This window comes from Nostoc sp. FACHB-888 (assembly GCF_014696655.1).
GTDB lineage: Bacteria > Cyanobacteriota > Cyanobacteriia > Cyanobacteriales > Nostocaceae > Nostoc.
In genome coordinates this window covers 1-18,158 of the sequence record NZ_JACJQM010000041.1, presented here as the reverse complement: position 1 = coordinate 18,158, position 18,158 = coordinate 1, and the positions used below count along the sequence as shown (strand labels likewise).

The window sequence follows — 18,158 nt, the reverse complement described above, 5'->3', positions numbered from 1 at the left end:
AAATTAAAGGGAATAGGGAGTAGGGAGTAGGAAAAAGCAATATTCAATGCCCCTTGCTCGCTCATACTCCCAACCGTCCTAATTTAGCTACAATATCCCAGTTCAATAGAGCAAAAACCAAGGTTAACCAACTGTAATTGAGATAGCGATCGCAGCAGCATAAATACTTAATTGCCAATGTATAGAGCAAATAACTTCGGCTCGTGCTGCTTCTGGCACAAATGGAAAATCCATAACATATTTTAACTTAGTTAGGTACAGAAGTTACTTCTTAAAACCAGAATTAAGTTTGTTTTAAGGACTAACTCCTGCTGATTCAAATAGCTCTTTGCCACACATATTCTCCATTAAGCCCTTGCTTAATCCAACTCAGACATTCATATTCGGATTTGAATAATTTTGGAGCTGCAATATTATTCAATAACTCTGGTGGATAATGATCATAAAAATATTTGTCGCCTTCTTGAAAAATAATTATCAAATTATTTCGGTAAATGTAGCGAGACTTAAAATTATCCTTACCGCTAACAAACTCTGAATTTTTATCAATATGTTCTTTAGCAATATCAACGATATTACTAACGCTACTTCCATAAATTCCTGCTGGGTTCTCTGCTTTATGAAATTGGCTTGTGTGTCCAACCTCAGATAGCAATTTATACGAATAAATCTCGTAATTATCAAGCTTCCCAAAAACAAATGGAATGATGAGAAATCCTTTGTAAGAGACTGAATTTTCATAAAGAAGACGACTCATTTCAACCTCCTTTGGTGTAACTGCTCTCAAAAAATTCGCTTAAATCACATTCACATTAAAAATCAATAATTTTTTGTTAGATATATCTATGTATCACCTAAAGCCTCATTGCCATTTTACAAAGAGGGCTATTACCTCTTCTAAGAAACAGAAATGTTTCTTTACATCCATTGGGAATGCGATTGCTTTCCTCGGACGCTTTTGTCAAGCAAAAAGGAATATCAAGCTTTAACAAAAAAGTATCGTAACACTAATTATCGCTCTTTTTTTATTACTAAACATGAGATGTTTTGTAAAATTTAAAAAATTAGAAATCTCATTCTGTAGGCTTAGTTCCCCTACTCCTCGCGTCCTGCTTTTCAAGGCCATAGACTGAGTTGATTGGGAGGATGCTCAAGGTTATTCCAAGGTAGGGGTGGAACTGGTGTGTGACTTTGTTCCAATAGCTGTTGAAAGTGACGGGCTGTGCTGGGCGATCGCGCTTCTATTGGACAATGGACAAAGAAATAAATTCGCACTCCCGTCTGTAACCATTGCTGAATTTGCTTCACCCACTCTTCCATAAACGGCTGATTCACTGATAAATTTGGATGAGAAATAAACCGAATCAGAGTAAAGGGTGCTGTAACACTCAATTGCAACGGTAATTTGGGTTTACGTCGTTCTGATTGCAACTGGGGGTCATCATCTCCAGTATAGATGGGGCGCGAGTCTAACAGTACCCTTCCCACACCTAGCTTTTCTAAAAGTGTCGTCAAATTACTAGCATGGGGTTCCTTGAACCAGTCGGGATGCCGAACTTCTAACGCTAGGGGTGCTTCTGTACGCGGCCAAGCTTCCAGAAAGTTGGTCAAATCGTCAAACAATGCAGGTGTATAACTGGGTGGTAACTGGGCAAATATCGGGCCAAGACGCTTACCTAAAGGGCGCATCCCTCCCAGAAATTTTAATGCAGCCGGAATATAAGGTTTCAACAATCCTTGATGGGTAATATCTCGCGGTAATTTTAAACAAAATTCAAAACCTGCTGGGGTTTCGGCAACCCAACGGGTTACAGTTTCTTGATTAGGCACAGCATAAAAGGTGGTGTTACCTTCTACAGTGGTGAAGCGACGACTGTAGAGATGCAGAAAATCAGCAGTGCGAGTGCCTTGGGGATAGAGTTCGCCCACCCAACCTTTATATGCCCAAACAGCACAACCGATAAAAAAGTCCACAGTGCCTAAAAGCCTAAATGTATCATCTTCAATTTTACAGTCAGGTTGTAAGGGTCGAAAGGAGTCGAAGTGTCAAAATTCAAAAGGATTTAATTTTGGGCTTTCTGGCTGTATTCAAAATGCTTGATTGCTTACTCATTTCAGTAGATTCAGCAAGCAAAAAGGAATATTGCTTTCTCAAAATGCTTGATTGCTTACTCATTTCAGTAGATTCAGCAAGCAAAAAGGCATATTGCTTTCTCATTTCAGTAGATCGCGTATTCGTTTTGGTGTTTTGGGCAAGTAAACAGGCATATAGCGGTTTCAATTGCCTGGAATACAGATCACTTCACTTGTAAGGGCACAGCAATGCTGTGCCCTTACCATCTGTTGCATTCAAACAAGAACTGCTTGATTGCTTTTTCATTTAAGTAATTCATACACTCTGTGTCATAGCGCAGCCTCAGTTATTGATAAATTGAACCATCAGGCATAATTGCCCCTGCTAAGTTAGTACCGATTAGTTTAACCAGAAGGCGCTCACCAGAGCGAATCCGCGCTCCTGTCAAGTCGGCTCCTCGCAAGTCGGCCCCACTGAGATCCGCTCCAATCAAATTAGCAGCGCGTAAATTCGCCTCCCGCAGATCCGCTAAAAGTAAATTTGCTCGAAATAAATTTGCTTCAGATAAATTCGCACCTCTAAGGTTGACTTTGTGCATAAAAGTATCGCTGAGATTAGCACCGCTCAAATTGGCATAACTCAGATTTCTGCCAGATAAGTCTTTATTGCTCAAATTTGCCCGGCTGTAGTCTTTGCCACTCAAGTCTGAATTTTGCTTTGGTGGTTTCTGGGTTGTTTGAGATGGTTTTTCCTGTTTAGGTGCGGGTGAATAATATGTGGTTTGAGATGGTTTTTCCTGTTTAGGTGGCGGTGAGTGATGTGTGGTTTGATGTTTGGTTTTTAAAGAGCGCAATTTTTCACGAGCTTCATTTATGGCTTTCAGCTTGTCTTGTGCTTTCTGCTGTAAACGGAGATTGTCTTTGGGAATGCGATCGGGATGCCAAACAAAGACTAAATCTTTGTAAGCCTGGTTCACTTCGTCAAGTGTCGCCCCAGGCTCTAATTCCAAAACTCTATAGTAGTGCTCCAGATCGCTCATACGATATTTTGGTGGACAATCAACTTAATTATGAGTGATGGAGCTATCTATTCGCTGCATCATTTGTTATTGATCATTGGCCATTGGGCATTGGAAAGAGGACTTGGGGACAAGGGGAAAGACTTGTTGCAAGTTCTCACAAGTCCCCTTGTCCCCCTGCTCCCTGCCTCTCCTGCTCTCTCATCTTCTCATTTCCCTATTTCTCCATCGAGCGATCGCTCTCAAATATGCTGTAACTGGAATCTGATAAATTTCAATCACAATCCAAACAATAATTGATAAATGTGATAAGAAAGTTAATATCGTCCAAATATATGGCGTCCAGGTAATGGGTTCTTTGAGATCAGCAGGAAAATAGTAAGCTACTATGCCAATTAAAGTAGTTGGAAGAATCACAAAAATCGCTGCTGCTAGTCCATAACCCCAACCTAATTCCACACCTTCCAATTGGCCTTCTGCCCAACTAAAGCCATTCCAACGCCAAATTAAGGGTGGTTGCCTAGAAGGCATCTTGATTTGCTGTAGTTCTAAGTTGACTGTAAAAATCTCTTGGCAAAAGTCACAAGCCATAGTTTCCATTAATGGCATATGAGAAATCTTACCTATCCGACAGACTGGGCAGGGGTAAACTCCATAATAGTCGAAAGATTGGGCTAAGATTTTGGGACTGGGCATAATGAAAGTGATGATGCTAAAAAGTTAATTTGGTCAATCAGGGCTTGGGTAATAACAATGTAGGCGAGCGTCAATTGTCTGTAATCACCTTTCGCAAGGTGAGATCACAAGTCAGGAGAATTATATATTTTAACTTTTCAATCCTGGCTCCTTAAACTTCCGAGAGATGGAAGCCACTGTGTTAGAGTTCTCTCTAATTACCTTGATTTGGCTGTATTCTATTCCTTTAGATAATTGCCATATTCTGAACTTTTAGATTTTTCACCATTGATTTTTGATCATCTGTGATACCCATTATTAATGACACAACAATATTTTTAAACTTATTAAGTATGCTGATATTTAATGACAAGCTGCTTTTGTTGTTTACGCAAACAAGCAACTAGCAGTTCATCACACAATCAGAAAAGAGCGTAATTTAGAATTTTGCAAAGCGTTACTAGTCTTAACTTCTATAATTGTACTGAGTCTATCGCTTTTTTATGGTTTGTGGGGGTCTTGACACCGCTTACTCTTCCTGTTAATGTTAGATTACATAGGTATAGTTATTAAGTTTTCCAGCAAAAGCCTCGCAAATGCTTAACACAAATTCCTACTTATATTTTTGGTTTAGGGTGGTTCACCGGGGGTGAATTGAGTTTCCTAATGGAAACCGCCCGGTGAACCGCAGAGCGAACTCTGCGGTTTTTGTTGTTTTAAGGAGAATTTCATCGTCATGACTTATTTAAGTAGCTGGTTTTATGGCTTTTACTTTTGGCCCAGAGTAAGTTCCGGGTAAATAGCGTCATGTCGATGAATCAGAACGCGCCCGGAACTCTCAAAGGTTCCGGGCTTTTTTGTTATCGCAAAATAGTGCCCAATACTTAATTTTCAGGAGAATAAAACCATGATTAATGCCAAACTTGCCATGATTAATGCCAAACTTGCCGCACAATCTCATCACAACCACCAAACAATTGTTAAAATTTCAGAAAAAGTGGCTTTCGGGGGCGAAAAATTAGTAATTATCGGCGGCCCCTGCACCGTCGAAAGCTTAGAACAAATGGAGATAGTCGCCCAAAAGCTATCTACTGCATCCGTGCAAGGGTTGCGTGGCGGTGTCTACAAACCGCGCACATCTCCTTACGCTTTCCAGGGTATGGGAGAAGAAGGATTGAAGATTTTGGCAAGGGTGCGATCGCATTACAATATGCCAGTTATCACCGAAGTTATGTCAATTTCTCAAATTGAAGTAGTTGCTGCCCACGCTGATATGCTTCAAGTTGGTAGTCGCAATATGCAAAACTTCGACTTGCTCAAAGCTTTGGGACAAGCTGGTAAACCAATACTGCTCAAGCGTGGATTAGCAGCGACAATTGAAGAATTCGTTATGGCTGCTGAATACATTCTTAGCCACGGAAATCCTGATGTGGTGTTGTGTGAACGCGGTATTCGCAGCTTCGATGATTACACCCGCAACGTCTTGGATTTAGGGGCTGTAGCGGCACTCAAGCAAATAACTCACCTGCCTGTGATTGTAGATCCTTCCCATGCCGTAGGTAAACGGGAGTTAGTTGCACCTGTAGCTAGGGCTGCGATCGCTTGCGGTGCAGATGGATTAATTATTGAGTGTCACCCAGAACCAGAAAAATCTGTTTCTGATGCCCGTCAAGCACTTTCTTTAGAAGATATGGTGCATTTAGTTGATAGTTTAAAGCCTGTAGCAACAGCCGTTGGGCGCAGTATACCAGAAGCGATCGGGGCGGGTTTGTCACCTGCCCCGATTTTTTGTGCTGCTTAAATTTCAGTTGAGACGTAGGCATCGCTTAAATGTCTCAGTCAAAAGATATAAGCGATCGCCTTCGTAGCCTTCTACAAAAGGGCTATATTCCTTATGTTCATAACATCCTCTAACTCTGATACCATTTTCTGTAATTTCCTGCTTGCTAAAAAAATTAGTCGAATAGAATTAAGTACTTAGATAAGGAAAAGTAAAATGGGACTGAGTGAGGGACTTTTGAACCCGACCAAAAAAGCTATGGTCATAAATGACTGTTGCAACATGATAGAAGGACAGCTTGCATCCAAGTCAGGTATGAGCGGTATTGCTTTGAAAACCGCTTTCGCCGCCCTCAAGGGGGTCAAACCAGGGTATATTCCCTACGTCGTTGAGCAGATTTTGCCGCAGTGCTTCACAGCGCTTGATCCTATCTGGAGTGAAGGCGTACAGAAAGGCGATCCAATTGAATACCTGAATGCAAATCGCTCTCAGACAGCAGACGCGCTACTAGGTGTCACCGATGCTAGAGTCAAAAATGCCAAGCGCCAAATCGTGCGAGGAACCTATGAAAAATTTCGCGGTTCAGCTAAAAAGCACGTAGAAGAAGCAGTGCCAGACTTAGCCAAAGTAATCGATAATTACACTAAATCTTGAGCTAGAAGATAAGAATCACAATATAACGTATGCCACCGTTCGATGCGTCGGTGGCTGGCATACGGGACAGATAATAAATATACTTGTAGGGTCAAGGTTTTTGCGAGGGGTTTGGAGATGCCATATCCACTAAATTTCCTGATATTTTCCGAGTCAGCTTGAAACAGCAAATAATCAGAAACTATCTGAATTATTGTTTGAATAAACTTTCAACTTATGAAAAAAGTTACCGTTTATCGATATCGCACTTATGGACTAATTGGGTTAATATCTTTAACCACCGTATTAAGTACAACTACATCTGCCTTAACACAGTTAGCAGGCGATTCCCCAATTGGGCAAACTCCTATTCCTGCTTCTAACTTAATCTGGCCGACTCAAGGGTTTATTTCTCAAGGCTTCCGCAAATATCAACATGAAGGAATTGATATTGCAGGGGCATCTGGAACTCCTATTGTTGCTGCTGCGTCTGGTACAGTTATCAAAGCGGGTTGGGATGATTGGGGATTAGGCAATGCCATAGCTATTAAACATATTGACGGCAGTACCACTGTTTATGGTCACAATCGTCGTTTGTTGGTGAGCAAGGGTCAACAGATCATTCAAAGTCAAATTATTGCCCAGATGGGATCTACAGGCAATAGTACAGCACCTCATCTGCATTTTGAAGTTCATCCAAATGGTCGAATAGCAGTCGATCCCCTTGGTCTGTTAACATCCTTAACTGCAAGTGTTAATTCTCCTTCAAAAGTCCAGCAAGTGGATAACCCGAACCCCCCAGTCTCAACACCTTTAGTAGCCAAGCCAGTTTCAGCTTCACAGCCAATTCCAATAAGTTTTGCACCTGTTAGCACTGATACTAAATGCAATGGAGTTACCATCATTGAGGGTGAGACTGCAAGTATTCGTGTAAAAGTTTGCGAAGAAAAGGGTGAGTTATTTTATATTGGGCAGTTGAAACAAGATCCAAGCAAGCCTATAAAAATAGCGGCTTTGAATATTGGCAAAGGCAGATATCGAGCAGATAATGGTAGTTTTTATTATTTAGTCAGTCCTGAGAAAGTCGAAGTTTGGCGAAATGGCACTCAGATGCGTTCTGATAGATTTTATAATTTAACAAAATCGCCATAATGTTACCATCTAATATTTGACTGTATTGTAAGCGATCGCTTGAGTTGATCAATTTGCTAAGTGAATCCATAATTATCTTGCTATGCCGATTATGAATTGTGATGCGATCGCAGGAATTCAGCTTATGCCTCTAGCTCTCCAAATAACTCACTCTGGGTAATTTTAGCTACCTCTGATAATATAAAAAGTGGCAATTGTGCTAGACGAAAATAGCTGAAACCCAGTCCAAACTTAAAAATTCTCTTTAACAGATAACATCTGTAAAATCTTTTCTACATGATCCAACTCTCCAACGATTCGCCGAATTGGGTGAGGCCAAACCTTGACAAGGGTAGGAGTTGCAGAAACCTGATTGAGTTCTGCTTGTTCTGGATGACTTAAAACATCAATCACTTTCAGAGTATAAGGATGTCCTAGCGATCGCTCCAATAATTCGTGTAAATTTTTGAGAATGCGTTCGGTGGTACTGCTATGTCCTGCAACAAACAATCGCAGAACATAGCCTTGTGTCATGACTTCCTTTTTTTGTACTATTACTGGTTGGTGGTATTTTGGTACAGGTTCAGAGAGGTCTAGACGGACAATTAAATCGTGATCCTCCCAAAGCTGCGGGAATGACGAACGATAAGTTGTTAACACCATGCGATCGCACAACCCATCCTGCCAAGGAGCTGCTTGCCATACTAACTCCCCCGTGCCAAAAATGGCATTAAGCAAAGCTTGATTTCTAATTACAGCCGGATAAGCTTCAGCGAAAGTTCGGACTTTTTGAGTACGTGGATCTAACCAGTTATCAATAGTTGCAGTATAACAAGGTACTAAAAAGTGCGGTGGCTCTGGCAAATCTAAGATTTCTTGCAAAGCCGAGCACAAATGCAAGTGCCATCGACCCTGCTTGCTAGGGTCGATGCAATAAATTAAATCTCCTCCAGGTGTAAATAGGGCGATGCCTTTAAACAACTGGGGTGTAGATAGTTTGTTTGTCGTTAAGTTATTCACAGAGGCTAGGAAGCTAAAAGTAAAAAATTCTCTCTTTTACCTTTTACCTTAGCTATAACCGCAACCAGGATCAGAAAAATATTTGGGACTGGGGAATGAGGGGGCAGGGGGCAGGGGAAGAGCAGAGGAGAATAATCAATGCCCAATGCCCAATGCCCAATTTTAAACTCGACCTCGGAGAAACTGTGCCATTTCGTTAGGAGTTGGCGACATTTCTAAAGCAGTTTCTTCAGTGATGCGACCGTCTTGATAAAGATTTAGCAACGACTGATTCATCGTAATCATGCCGTCAAAACCAGCTTGTTTCATCAACTCGCTAATTTCATCATATTTACCATCTTTGATCCATTCTTTAATAGCCTCAGTGTTAATCAAGACATCGTGGAAAGCAGCCCGCTTCCCGTCAGTTGTGCGGCATAAACCTTGGGCAATGACTGCCACTAAAGACTCAGAAATTGCCACCCGCATTGCATCCTGTTCTTCACCAGAGTAGAGGTTGAGAATCCGCTCAATGGTTTTAACAGCGCTATTGGTGTGCAGGGTACCCATAACTAAGTGACCAGTCTGAGCGGCTTTTAGGGCGGTGTTGACTGTTTCCTTATCCCGCATTTCACCCACCAGAATCAAATCTGGGTCTTCCCGCAAAGCTGCTTTCAAAGCATTGTCAAATTTCCGGGTGTGCATTCCCACTTCGCGCTGTTTGACTAAAGACTTGCGACTTTGATGAACAAATTCTATCGGGTCTTCAATAGTGATGATATGCTTGGCCATCTCCTTATTGATATAGTCAATCATCGCTGCCATTGTGGTGGACTTACCCGAACCAGTGGGGCCAGTCACCAAAATTAAACCTTTATGGTGATGGCAAATATCCCGGAAAATTGGGGGTAAGTTCAACTGTTCCATAGTTAAGATTTTCAACGGAATCAACCGCAACACCATTGCAGGCCCTTTGAGGGAGCCAAAAATATTAATCCGCACGCGAGCAAAGTCGTATTGAGTTGCTCCGTCAAATTCTAAGTGTTCTTCAAAGCGTTGAATTTCCCCCTCAGTCATCACCTCCCGCAACCAATTCATAAAAGTTTCTTTATCTGTTTCTGGATAATCCGTTGTTTGAATTTCTCCTCGGTTGCGGAAGCGGGGTGCTTCGCCTACACCCAAGTGCAAGTCAGAATATCCCTGATCGTAAGCTTCCTTGATTAACTTCGCTAAAGTGATTTGCGGAATGCTGTTTTTAGGGTGAACTGAACTAGGAATTGGCGGTGGACTACCCGGACGATGACCAGCAACAGGCGCATTGGTGCTTCTATCCATTGACATATCCAATGTTTGTGTCATCTGCCGTTGCGTACTAGAGGTTGGCGGGGGTGGCGGCATTGGTGGCAGGTTACGTCCGGCAGCAGAGTTAGAATTTAATGGAGACTGTGATTCTGTCATATATCTTCACATTTGGTAGTTAAAAAGTTGAATTAACGAGAAGTCAAGTCACTTGCTTCAATGACTTTTGCAGAATGCTTGCGTGCTAGCTCTAGCGGTAATGGCAGGCGATTGAAACTCTAGAACCACGGTCAATTCATTTCATCCACCTCAATTTGTATCTTTTTTTCCTGAAATTCCACTACTCAGAATATTGAGAGAAATTATTTAACCTATCTAACATGGTTTAACACACGCAAGTACTCAAAACCCCTCGGAAAAAATACATAGATTGTTTAGTGATTTATAGTACTTTTGATAAAAGATAAATATTCTAAGCCTTTAGATGAGAAATTTCTCTCATGCATAGACACGAATTGCCAGCAATTAACAGCACAAACACTAGCAGATCATTTATTCAGCCCATCTATAAATTATGAGAACGACTCCTACTTTTTATAAGAAATGTTAAGTTGAATAGGAGTAATGTCCTGGGGATCAAAGTTAAAAGCTTATAGTTTTGAGTTGATATACCTGAAGATAGATGCAGAAAGCAGGTTTTTTTAATAGATAGAAACTTGAGTTTATATTCACGATTACAAAAAATTAACTGTAAACTTTAGTAACTAAATGCTCATTTTCCCAATTAGTTTTTATATACTTAATTTCACTGAGAAAGGATTCAGTTTACTCGCAAAAAGCGAAATATAACTGAAAAATTAAAATTCACTGTGTATTTTTGGGAGGAAAAGTCATGGTTTCTGCTCAAAGCTCTAATCAAGGAAAGACCTACTCCTTGTTGATGATTAAAAGCTTTTTAATATGGACTTTTACATTAGCAGTATGCTTGTTGGTTGTGGGCTTTCCACTAGTTGTATTGATGGCTACGGTCGGATGTCTGTTGTCGATCATCTTGCAATCTGTAATGCCTGTTAGTGCTGTTTTGCTTGTAGCAGGTGCTTTAATAATGTTTAATGTCATGGCAGTTGTATTAGCTGCGGGTGTACTAACTCTTAAAGGAGTTCATCCTAGTGAAATCAAATGGTTAAGCTGGCTGCATGGAGAGGCAGACCAAATGCAGACGAGTGTCTACGCTGCTTGCCCTTTAACTTGTGAGATTAAAATGTAGTCATTACAGGTGAATACGACAAACAGTGCGTCTGCCCGGTTAAGCCGGGTTTTTTCATGCTTTTTGCGATTTTACTTGTGAGATTAAAATGTAATCATTAGAGATGAAATTTGATAAACAGTGCATCTGCCCGATTAAGCCGGGTTTTTTTATGCTTATTGTGTGATTTATCCTTTCAAGGAAGTCGGCACAATAAAAACAAACTGTGTGAAGAAAAGACTCAAACCCTTTTTCGTCCTGCTTTATCCCAACGATAATTATTTACGTTGACTTATATCATGTCCGCTTGATTGCTTATTAAACCCGAAGAACCCCACCCCGCCAAAGCTACGCTTTGTCTCCCCTCCCCGCTTGCGGGGAGGGGTGTAATGACTGTGGTTAGCATAACCAATTATGCGGACATAATATTACTTCTATTTATGATTTGTGTGATGATTGATCACTAACTATTGACTATTGACCATAGAACATTGACTATAACCATTGGCAAATGACAGATGACTTAATGACAAATGACTAATAAAAAACGCGTTTGCATTATCTTGGGTACTCGTCCAGAAGCGATTAAACTAGCTCCAGTGATTCAGGTTTTTCAAAAATCTTCAAGTTTTGAGTCGCAAGTAATTTTAACTGGACAGCATCGAGAGATGGTTGAACAAGTTATGCAGCTGTTCAACATCAAGGCAGATTATGATTTGGAAATTATGCAGGTTCAGCAATCTCTAAATGATATTACCTGCCGTAGTTTACAAGGATTAGAAGCATTATTTAAGGAGAAAAAACCAGATTTAGTGGTGGTGCAGGGAGACACTACCACGGCTTTCGCCGCAGCTTTGGCAGCTTTTTATCAAAAAATCCCTATTGGTCATGTAGAAGCAGGGTTAAGAACTGATGATATCTTCAATCCTTACCCAGAAGAAGCTAATCGGCGGTTGATTTCTCAAATTACTCAGTTGCACTTTGCGCCGACTCCTTGGGCTGTGGAAAACTTGCACCGTTCTGGTGTTTTGGGTGAAATTCACATGACGGGTAACACGGTAATTGATGCGCTGTTGAATGTAGCTGCAACCCAAGCCGTTTGTAATGTACCAGGCTTAGACTGGGATTCATATCGCGTTTTGTTAGCAACAGTTCATCGTCGGGAGAATTGGGGAGAACCTCTGTTAGCGATCGCTCAAGGCTTTTTACAAATCTTAGACAAGTTTCCTGATACTGCTTTGCTGCTACCATTACACCGCAATCCCACAGTGCGAGTTCCATTACAAGAGCTTTTAGGGAATCATCCCCGAATTTTCTTGACAGATCCTCTAGATTATGGAGAATTAGTGGGTGCAATTGGGCGATCGCATCTTTTGCTCACTGATTCTGGTGGCTTGCAAGAAGAAGCCCCCAGCTTGGGAAAACCAGTACTGGTTTTAAGAGACACCACCGAAAGACCAGAGGCTGTTACAGCCGGTACAGCTAAACTCGTAGGCACTACGAGTGAGAATATTTTTGCAAATGCTGCTGAGTTACTTAGCGATCCAGATGCTTATGCAGCAATGGCAAATGCAATTAATCCCTTTGGGGATGGTCATGCAGCAGAGCGCATTTTGCAGATTGTACAAAATTACCTGGGTCTTTCATCAGAAACTTAAACAAAATGCAAAATTTCTGTTTTTCAGGGTGCATAAAACCGGGTTTTGCCCCGGTTTTTCTTTTTTTAGCCTTTCTCAAAATCTTATAGGACGTGTATTTTGTCCGCCTTAAGACGGGACAGACGCTCCGAAGTTTTAACGATATCGCGTAATTCCCCTTCCTCAACCGTATCAAATAAGATCATAGCCCCCTCTCCAAGAGCGGGGAGGGGGTTGGGGGTGTACCTTCACTCAACTGAGAATTGCTATAGCTTAAATTTCTCTCCATCCACAAGAAAATGTAGAATTCAGAAACAAGATTTTCAAAGGGTAGCTTTTAACTAAATACCTAGAGCCAATCGAGTTTGAGGGCCCACCACACCATCTACAAGTAGACCTCTACTTGCTTGAAAGTTTCGGACTTGGCTAGCAGTTTCTGGGCCGTAAACTCCATCAACTCTGAGATTACCTAAAACTGTTTGAACGTTTCTTACAAGCTGACCTCTAGAACCACGAGTAAGAATGACTGAACCACCAACACCACCAGGTCTAGTCACAGGAGCATAGTAAGGTCTATCACCAACCCATCGAGCAAAAACGTATCTACCTGTAGAAAGCCTAGCAAAACCGTTTTCATACCTTTCAATCGCTGGAAGTGTTGTGCCATTTGGTACACAGCCTACATATGAGTAGTTAGTGCTTGGGCCTGTACGGATACGCAAACAACTGCCGTTAGTTCTGACAAATGCAGCCGAACTCATTTGAATTTGGGCAGCAGCAATAAGTAATACACCAACACCAGCTAAAGCTAGCCAAGCTGAAGATTTAAGAAGCTTTTTGCAATTGAATTTAGCTTGAGTGATTCCAAATGTCTTTTCTTTAGTAATAACTATGTCAGAAGATGTAAGAGGTTTTTTGCTATCTAATTGAGATTTAGACGGATTATATTTGGTGTTTCGAGATGCCTCTTCTTGAGCAATAAACATCTGAGAATAAGCAAGATATTCCATAATGCACCCCTTTATATGAAAAAATGAGTAATCAAAGATAACTATTTCAGTTTTCTCTGTATTTACTCTTAGTATATTTTATATCCCTGTGTTGTCAAAAGGTTTTTGCTGGTAGCGAAATTAAGAAAAAATAAAATCAACGTGAGTTCGATAAACCTCTCCCTGCCTTTAGAGGTTGTTTGAAAAGTATTTCGCTGTGACTTTAGGCACTTTTGATCCCCCCTAACTGTCGGTTCGCTCATTTGAGGATGACAAGAAGAATTAATGCCTTGAGGAGAAAGGAATACGGCAATTGTACGAATCCTCAAACATTATTAGCACCATTTCCCGGTAGTCTGGAGGACATCTTGTTGATTGGTGGCGTATCTGGGAGTTGTTCACCAATTTGTTTTAGCCAATAAATAATCGTTGTATGATGAACCCTCTTATCACGCTCAATTGCTCGCAATCCCATCCCATTCACATATGATCTTAAACATTCTTGTTTGATCTGATCCGAATATCCTTTTGCTGGGCTATAGACATCGATAAATGGACGACCACAGTTGACACAGATGTGATTTTGTTTACCTCTTCGTTTACCATTTTTTCTAATCTCAGTAGACGCACAGTATGGACATTGCACAGTATAATACCTCAATTCATCCCTCTATTATGCAATGCCGATTATAGAATTCAAGTGAAGAGATTCCCAAATAAAACTTGTAGATTCAGTTAATGTATGCAGTTACTAGTTAATGAACTGTCCCTCTCAATGATTCAGCATCAACGGGTTTGATTAGGTAAGTCTGCAATAGATGCCCAACAATGGAAGCGAGCAAGGGTAATTTTTGACAGAATTTGACAACTGGTGAGCGATTGCTGTTGTTAATCTCTGCTAGTTTCAAATTAAGGTCAGAACACTTTTCCAACCGCCGGAAGAACTCTGGATGATTTGTATTCAAAATCAGGGGAAATGCCCGTGCAGCAGTGTTATTCGTCTCTTGAATGACTCTGGTATTATATTCGCGCGGATCTATCCCAATGGATTGATAAAATGTGGCGCGTTCAAATACTGTCAATGTGTGAGTAGCAAAAACACTCAGTAAAAAGAAACGCACCCATAATCTAGCTCTCCAATTGTTCCATAGTTGAGGTTGCGATCGCAGCAGCGCTTTGAAAAAATCTCCATGTCGATTTTCATCCTGACACCAACTCTCAAACTTACGGAATAGTGGATAAATTTGGTGTTCTGGATGTTTTTCCATGTGGCGATACACCAAGATGTAGCGCCAGTAGCCAATTTTTTCAGACAGGTAGACTGTGTAAATAATCCACTCTGGCGGAAAGAAGGTATAAGTGCGATTTTTGGTTAAATAACTTAAGTCGAGGGAAAGATTAAAATCTGCCATTGACTTATTTAAAAATCCCGCATGGCGTGCTTCATCCCGCGCCATAAAATTAAAAGCATCCGCCAAAATCGGATTGCGGTTTTTCAGACGGCGTGATAATTCTTTGAACAGCAGAAACCCAGAAAACTCTGAGGTACAGGAACGTTCCAAAAAGTCAATAAAGGCGACGCGTGTTTCTCCATCAATGTGATCCCAACACTGCTGAAATTCTTCATCACGGATAAAGTGATGACGGTTATAGTCAGCTCGTAACTCCTCTACAATTGCCAATAACTCAGCTTCCTGGGACGAAATATCCAATTGCGCCGCAGCGTCAAAGTCAGTAGTATAAAATCGGGGTGTTAATAATGTTTCTTGAACAGGCGCTTTTACACCTGGTTTTAGCAACTCAGGTTCGGGAGCCAGCGCGGTCTTGGGGGTTTCCCCCATGAGCGACTGGCGTTGGGTTTCCAGAGACTTAACCATAAGAATCCTTTGATTATTTCATCCTTTAAAAGTTATCTAAGCATAAATAGTTGTTTGTAGACATCAGTTAAATTATTGAGAGTAAATTGTGAGAAATAAACTTATTACCTGTTGTTTTAGGAGAGTTTAAATGCCTATTTCGCGATCAGTTTTATTACTACTCAAGTAGGATGTGCCTAAAGGTGAAAATCAGAAAAACCTAAATAAATACTAATATCTTTATAGTTATATATAAATTAATAGTTAAATAATTTTAGGAGAAATAAAAATAGCTGGGATCTACATCGGCAGTCGTACTTGCTCCCATAGAGCGATGCAGATCCTCTCTAAACCTAGAATAACAATCTTTTAGCTGGTACTGGCAGGCATCCTGAGTCGATGACTCCCCAGAAGCCTTGCCCTTGAACATGAAGGAAGCAACAATGAGTAGTAATCTAGCCATCAAACTGCGCTCTGGAACTCAACAAGCCCACACCTCAGCAGAAAATGTGGGATTTATGAAATGTTTTCTGAAAGGAGTTGTGGATAGAGACTGCAACGCCCAAGTTCTTAAGCAACTTGTATTACGTCTACAGCGAACTAGAAGTAGCATTAAAGAGCCATTTAGAGCATCCTGTGATTAGTGCGGTTTATTTCCCCGAACTTAATCGCCAATCTTCGCTCGAAAAAGACATGGTGTTCTATTATGGAGATAATTGGAGAGAGCAAGTTACACCTTCACCTGCTGCCCAAAAGTACATTGACCGCATTCGGGAAATTTCTATTAGTGAACCAGTCTTATTGCTAGGTCATGCCTACACTCGCTACATGGGCGATCTTTCTGGGGGTCAAATGCTACAAAAAGTTGCTCAGTCAGCCCTGAAGCTTTCTGGCTATGAAGGCACATCCTTTTATAATTTTGAGCAAATTCCTGACAAAAAGGCATTTAAGGATAAGTATCGTCAGGCATTAAATGAATTGCCCGTTGATGATATAACAGCAGAACGGATTGTTGCAGAAGCTAATAATGCCTTTGGGTTCAATTTACAGATGGCTCAAGAGTTAGAAGGAAATTTAATTAAAGCACTCGGTCAAGTTATGTTTAATAGCCTAACTCTTTAGTCATTAGTCATTTGTCATTTTTCCCCACTCCCTACTCCCCACTCCCCACTCCTCACTCATTCATTGGAAAGCAACTCAATGGTTTTTCTATTACCTGGTGTCAAGTTTGATCTGGATTTGATTCAAAAGTACGACACTCGCGCACCTAGATACACCAGTTACCCGCCTGCTACAGAGTTGAGCGAAAGATTTACTGAAAGTGATTTTAAAGCCGCGATCGCAGCATCGAATCAACGTAAAACTCCTATGAGTTTATATTTCCATATCCCCTTTTGCCAAAGTGCTTGCTACTTCTGCGGCTGTAACACGGTAATTTCCAACAACAAGAATATTGCCAAACCTTACGTGGAGTCTTTGGCTCAAGATATTAAAAACACCGCAGCTTTAATCGAACCAGACAGAAAAGTGCTGCAAATCCACTGGGGAGGCGGTACTCCTAATTACTTGGATCGTGACCAAATAGAATTTTTATGGAAAAACATCAATCGCCATTTCAACATCGATCCACAAGCAGAAATCTCAATTGAGATTAATCCTCGCTATATTGATAAAAATTACATTTTCTTTCTGAGAAAAATTGGATTTAACCGTATTAGTTTTGGCATTCAAGATTTCAATAGCCAAGTTCAAGTAGCTATAAATCGTGTCCAGCCAGAAGAAATGCTATTTGATGTCATGAGTTGGGTTAAAGAAGCTAAGTTTGAAAGTGTGAATGTAGACCTTATTTATGGTTTACCTTATCAAACCCGCGAAACATTTCGGGAGACGTTGAAAAAGACTGTTGAGTTAGACCCTGACAGAATTGTTGTCTTTAACTTTGCATATATACCGTGGATCAAACCTACACAAAAAAATATTCCTCAAGAGGCGCTACCCGCAGCAGAGGAAAAGTTAGAAATTCTGAAAATGACTATTGAAGAATTGACGAATAATCAATATCTATTTATTGGGATGGATCATTTTGCTAAAACTAATGACGAACTAGCGATCGCTCAACGCAATGGCACTCTAAAACGCAATTTCCAGGGCTACACTACCCACGCCCAGACAGAACTATTTGGTTTTGGTGCTACATCCATCAGTATGCTAGAAGATGCTTATGCTCAAAACCACAAGGAATTAAAGGATTATTATCAGACAATTGCAACGAGTAATTTACCTGTTAGCAAAGGTATCAAGCTTACTAAAAATGACATAATTAGACGGGATGTAATTATGGGGATTATGTCTCACTTTCAATTGCATAAGCATGATATTGAAAACAAATATGATATCAATTTTGATGAATATTTTTTTGAGGAACTAGAGGCGTTAAAACCACTAGAAACCGATGGTCTAGTCACTTTATCAAATAACCATATCCAGATTACAGATATTGGTAGACTACTAGTAAGAAATATTGCTGTCATCTTTGATACTCACACAAGAACGCGAGAGACAAAATTTTCCCGCGCTATTTGATATCAGTTTTGCAAATCTTCGTTACAGATTAGTCCCTCAATCTACTTTAAAAATAACGGTGAGGGGATGTAGTTTCTCAATACGCTTAGTGTCAGTGATATTTTGCTGCGGAAGATCCCCTAACCCCCTTTAAAAAGCAGGGTAAGCTCATCTAATTTGGTATAAATAAAACTTGACAAATTCCAGAAAATCAGCATAAAAGATTGTATAAAAAATAGACTTGACGACTGAGCAAGAC

14 protein-coding genes and 2 pseudogenes are annotated in these 18,158 nt (G+C 40.6%); 7 read left to right on the top strand and 9 right to left on the bottom strand.

Features of this window, described 5'->3' with window-relative positions:
• Positions 1-316 precede the first annotated feature (316 nt).
• From H6G26_RS22695 to H6G26_RS22680, 4 genes are all read right to left on the bottom strand, one after another.
• Positions 317-757 carry a hypothetical protein gene (locus H6G26_RS22695; RefSeq protein WP_190731412.1) on the bottom strand — a complete coding sequence of 147 codons (441 nt, stop codon included), beginning with the start codon at positions 755-757 and terminating at the stop codon, positions 317-319.
• 359 nt (positions 758-1,116) lie between these two features.
• Positions 1,117-1,974 (bottom strand): DUF72 domain-containing protein, encoded by an 858-nt coding sequence (locus H6G26_RS22690; protein WP_190731411.1) that lies wholly within the window; start codon positions 1,972-1,974, stop codon positions 1,117-1,119.
• A gap of 446 nt (positions 1,975-2,420) precedes the next feature.
• On the bottom strand, positions 2,421-3,113 hold the full coding sequence (locus tag H6G26_RS22685; protein ID WP_190731410.1) for a pentapeptide repeat-containing protein: 693 nt from the start codon (positions 3,111-3,113) through the stop codon (positions 2,421-2,423).
• A gap of 180 nt (positions 3,114-3,293) precedes the next feature.
• A complete protein-coding gene (locus H6G26_RS22680) occupies positions 3,294-3,788 on the bottom strand; it encodes a hypothetical protein (protein ID WP_190731409.1) in 495 nt (164 codons plus the stop codon).
• 907 nt (positions 3,789-4,695) lie between these two features.
• On the opposite strand from H6G26_RS22680, the gene aroF reads away from it, so the two are divergent.
• From aroF to H6G26_RS22665, 3 genes are all read left to right on the top strand, one after another.
• Positions 4,696-5,568 carry a 3-deoxy-7-phosphoheptulonate synthase gene (gene aroF, locus H6G26_RS22675; protein ID WP_190731445.1) on the top strand — a complete coding sequence of 291 codons (873 nt, stop codon included), beginning with the start codon at positions 4,696-4,698 and terminating at the stop codon, positions 5,566-5,568.
• Positions 5,569-5,763: 195 nt separating this feature from the next.
• Positions 5,764-6,201: a hypothetical protein gene (locus H6G26_RS22670; protein ID WP_190731408.1), complete on the top strand. Its 438-nt coding sequence runs from the start codon at positions 5,764-5,766 to the stop codon at positions 6,199-6,201.
• Between the two features lie 216 nt (positions 6,202-6,417).
• A complete protein-coding gene (locus H6G26_RS22665; RefSeq protein WP_190731407.1) occupies positions 6,418-7,332 on the top strand; it encodes a M23 family metallopeptidase in 915 nt (304 codons plus the stop codon).
• A gap of 231 nt (positions 7,333-7,563) precedes the next feature.
• Here H6G26_RS22665 and H6G26_RS22660 read toward each other — a convergent pair whose 3' ends face one another.
• A complete protein-coding gene (locus H6G26_RS22660; protein WP_190731406.1) occupies positions 7,564-8,331 on the bottom strand; it encodes a circadian clock KaiB family protein in 768 nt (255 codons plus the stop codon).
• Between the two features lie 162 nt (positions 8,332-8,493).
• Positions 8,494-9,768 carry a type IV pilus twitching motility protein PilT gene (locus tag H6G26_RS22655; protein ID WP_190731405.1) on the bottom strand — a complete coding sequence of 425 codons (1,275 nt, stop codon included), beginning with the start codon at positions 9,766-9,768 and terminating at the stop codon, positions 8,494-8,496.
• Between the two features lie 733 nt (positions 9,769-10,501).
• On the opposite strand from H6G26_RS22655, the gene H6G26_RS22650 reads away from it, so the two are divergent.
• Positions 10,502-10,876 (top strand): hypothetical protein, encoded by a 375-nt coding sequence (locus H6G26_RS22650; protein ID WP_190731404.1) that lies wholly within the window; start codon positions 10,502-10,504, stop codon positions 10,874-10,876.
• Between the two features lie 512 nt (positions 10,877-11,388).
• Positions 11,389-12,513 (top strand): UDP-N-acetylglucosamine 2-epimerase (non-hydrolyzing), encoded by a 1,125-nt coding sequence (gene wecB / locus H6G26_RS22645; RefSeq protein ID WP_190731403.1) that lies wholly within the window; start codon positions 11,389-11,391, stop codon positions 12,511-12,513.
• A gap of 320 nt (positions 12,514-12,833) precedes the next feature.
• Here the strand turns inward: wecB and H6G26_RS22640 are convergent, their stop codons facing one another.
• The 3 genes and pseudogenes from H6G26_RS22640 to acsF form a co-directional block, all read right to left on the bottom strand.
• Positions 12,834-13,502: a peptidoglycan-binding protein gene (locus H6G26_RS22640; protein ID WP_190731402.1), complete on the bottom strand. Its 669-nt coding sequence runs from the start codon at positions 13,500-13,502 to the stop codon at positions 12,834-12,836.
• 364 nt (positions 13,503-13,866) lie between these two features.
• Positions 13,867-14,127: pseudogene (locus H6G26_RS22635) on the bottom strand (IS1 family transposase); the annotation flags it as partial.
• Between the two features lie 109 nt (positions 14,128-14,236).
• Positions 14,237-15,322, bottom strand: a complete 1,086-nt coding sequence (gene acsF / locus H6G26_RS22630; RefSeq protein WP_190731444.1) for a magnesium-protoporphyrin IX monomethyl ester (oxidative) cyclase — start codon at positions 15,320-15,322, stop codon at positions 14,237-14,239.
• 458 nt (positions 15,323-15,780) lie between these two features.
• Between acsF and H6G26_RS22625 the strand changes: the two are divergent.
• Positions 15,781-16,459, top strand: a pseudogene (locus tag H6G26_RS22625) (heme oxygenase (biliverdin-producing)).
• Between the two features lie 78 nt (positions 16,460-16,537).
• Positions 16,538-17,920 (top strand): oxygen-independent coproporphyrinogen III oxidase, encoded by a 1,383-nt coding sequence (hemN, locus tag H6G26_RS22620; RefSeq protein ID WP_190731401.1) that lies wholly within the window; start codon positions 16,538-16,540, stop codon positions 17,918-17,920.
• The last annotated feature ends 238 nt before the right edge of the window (positions 17,921-18,158 follow it).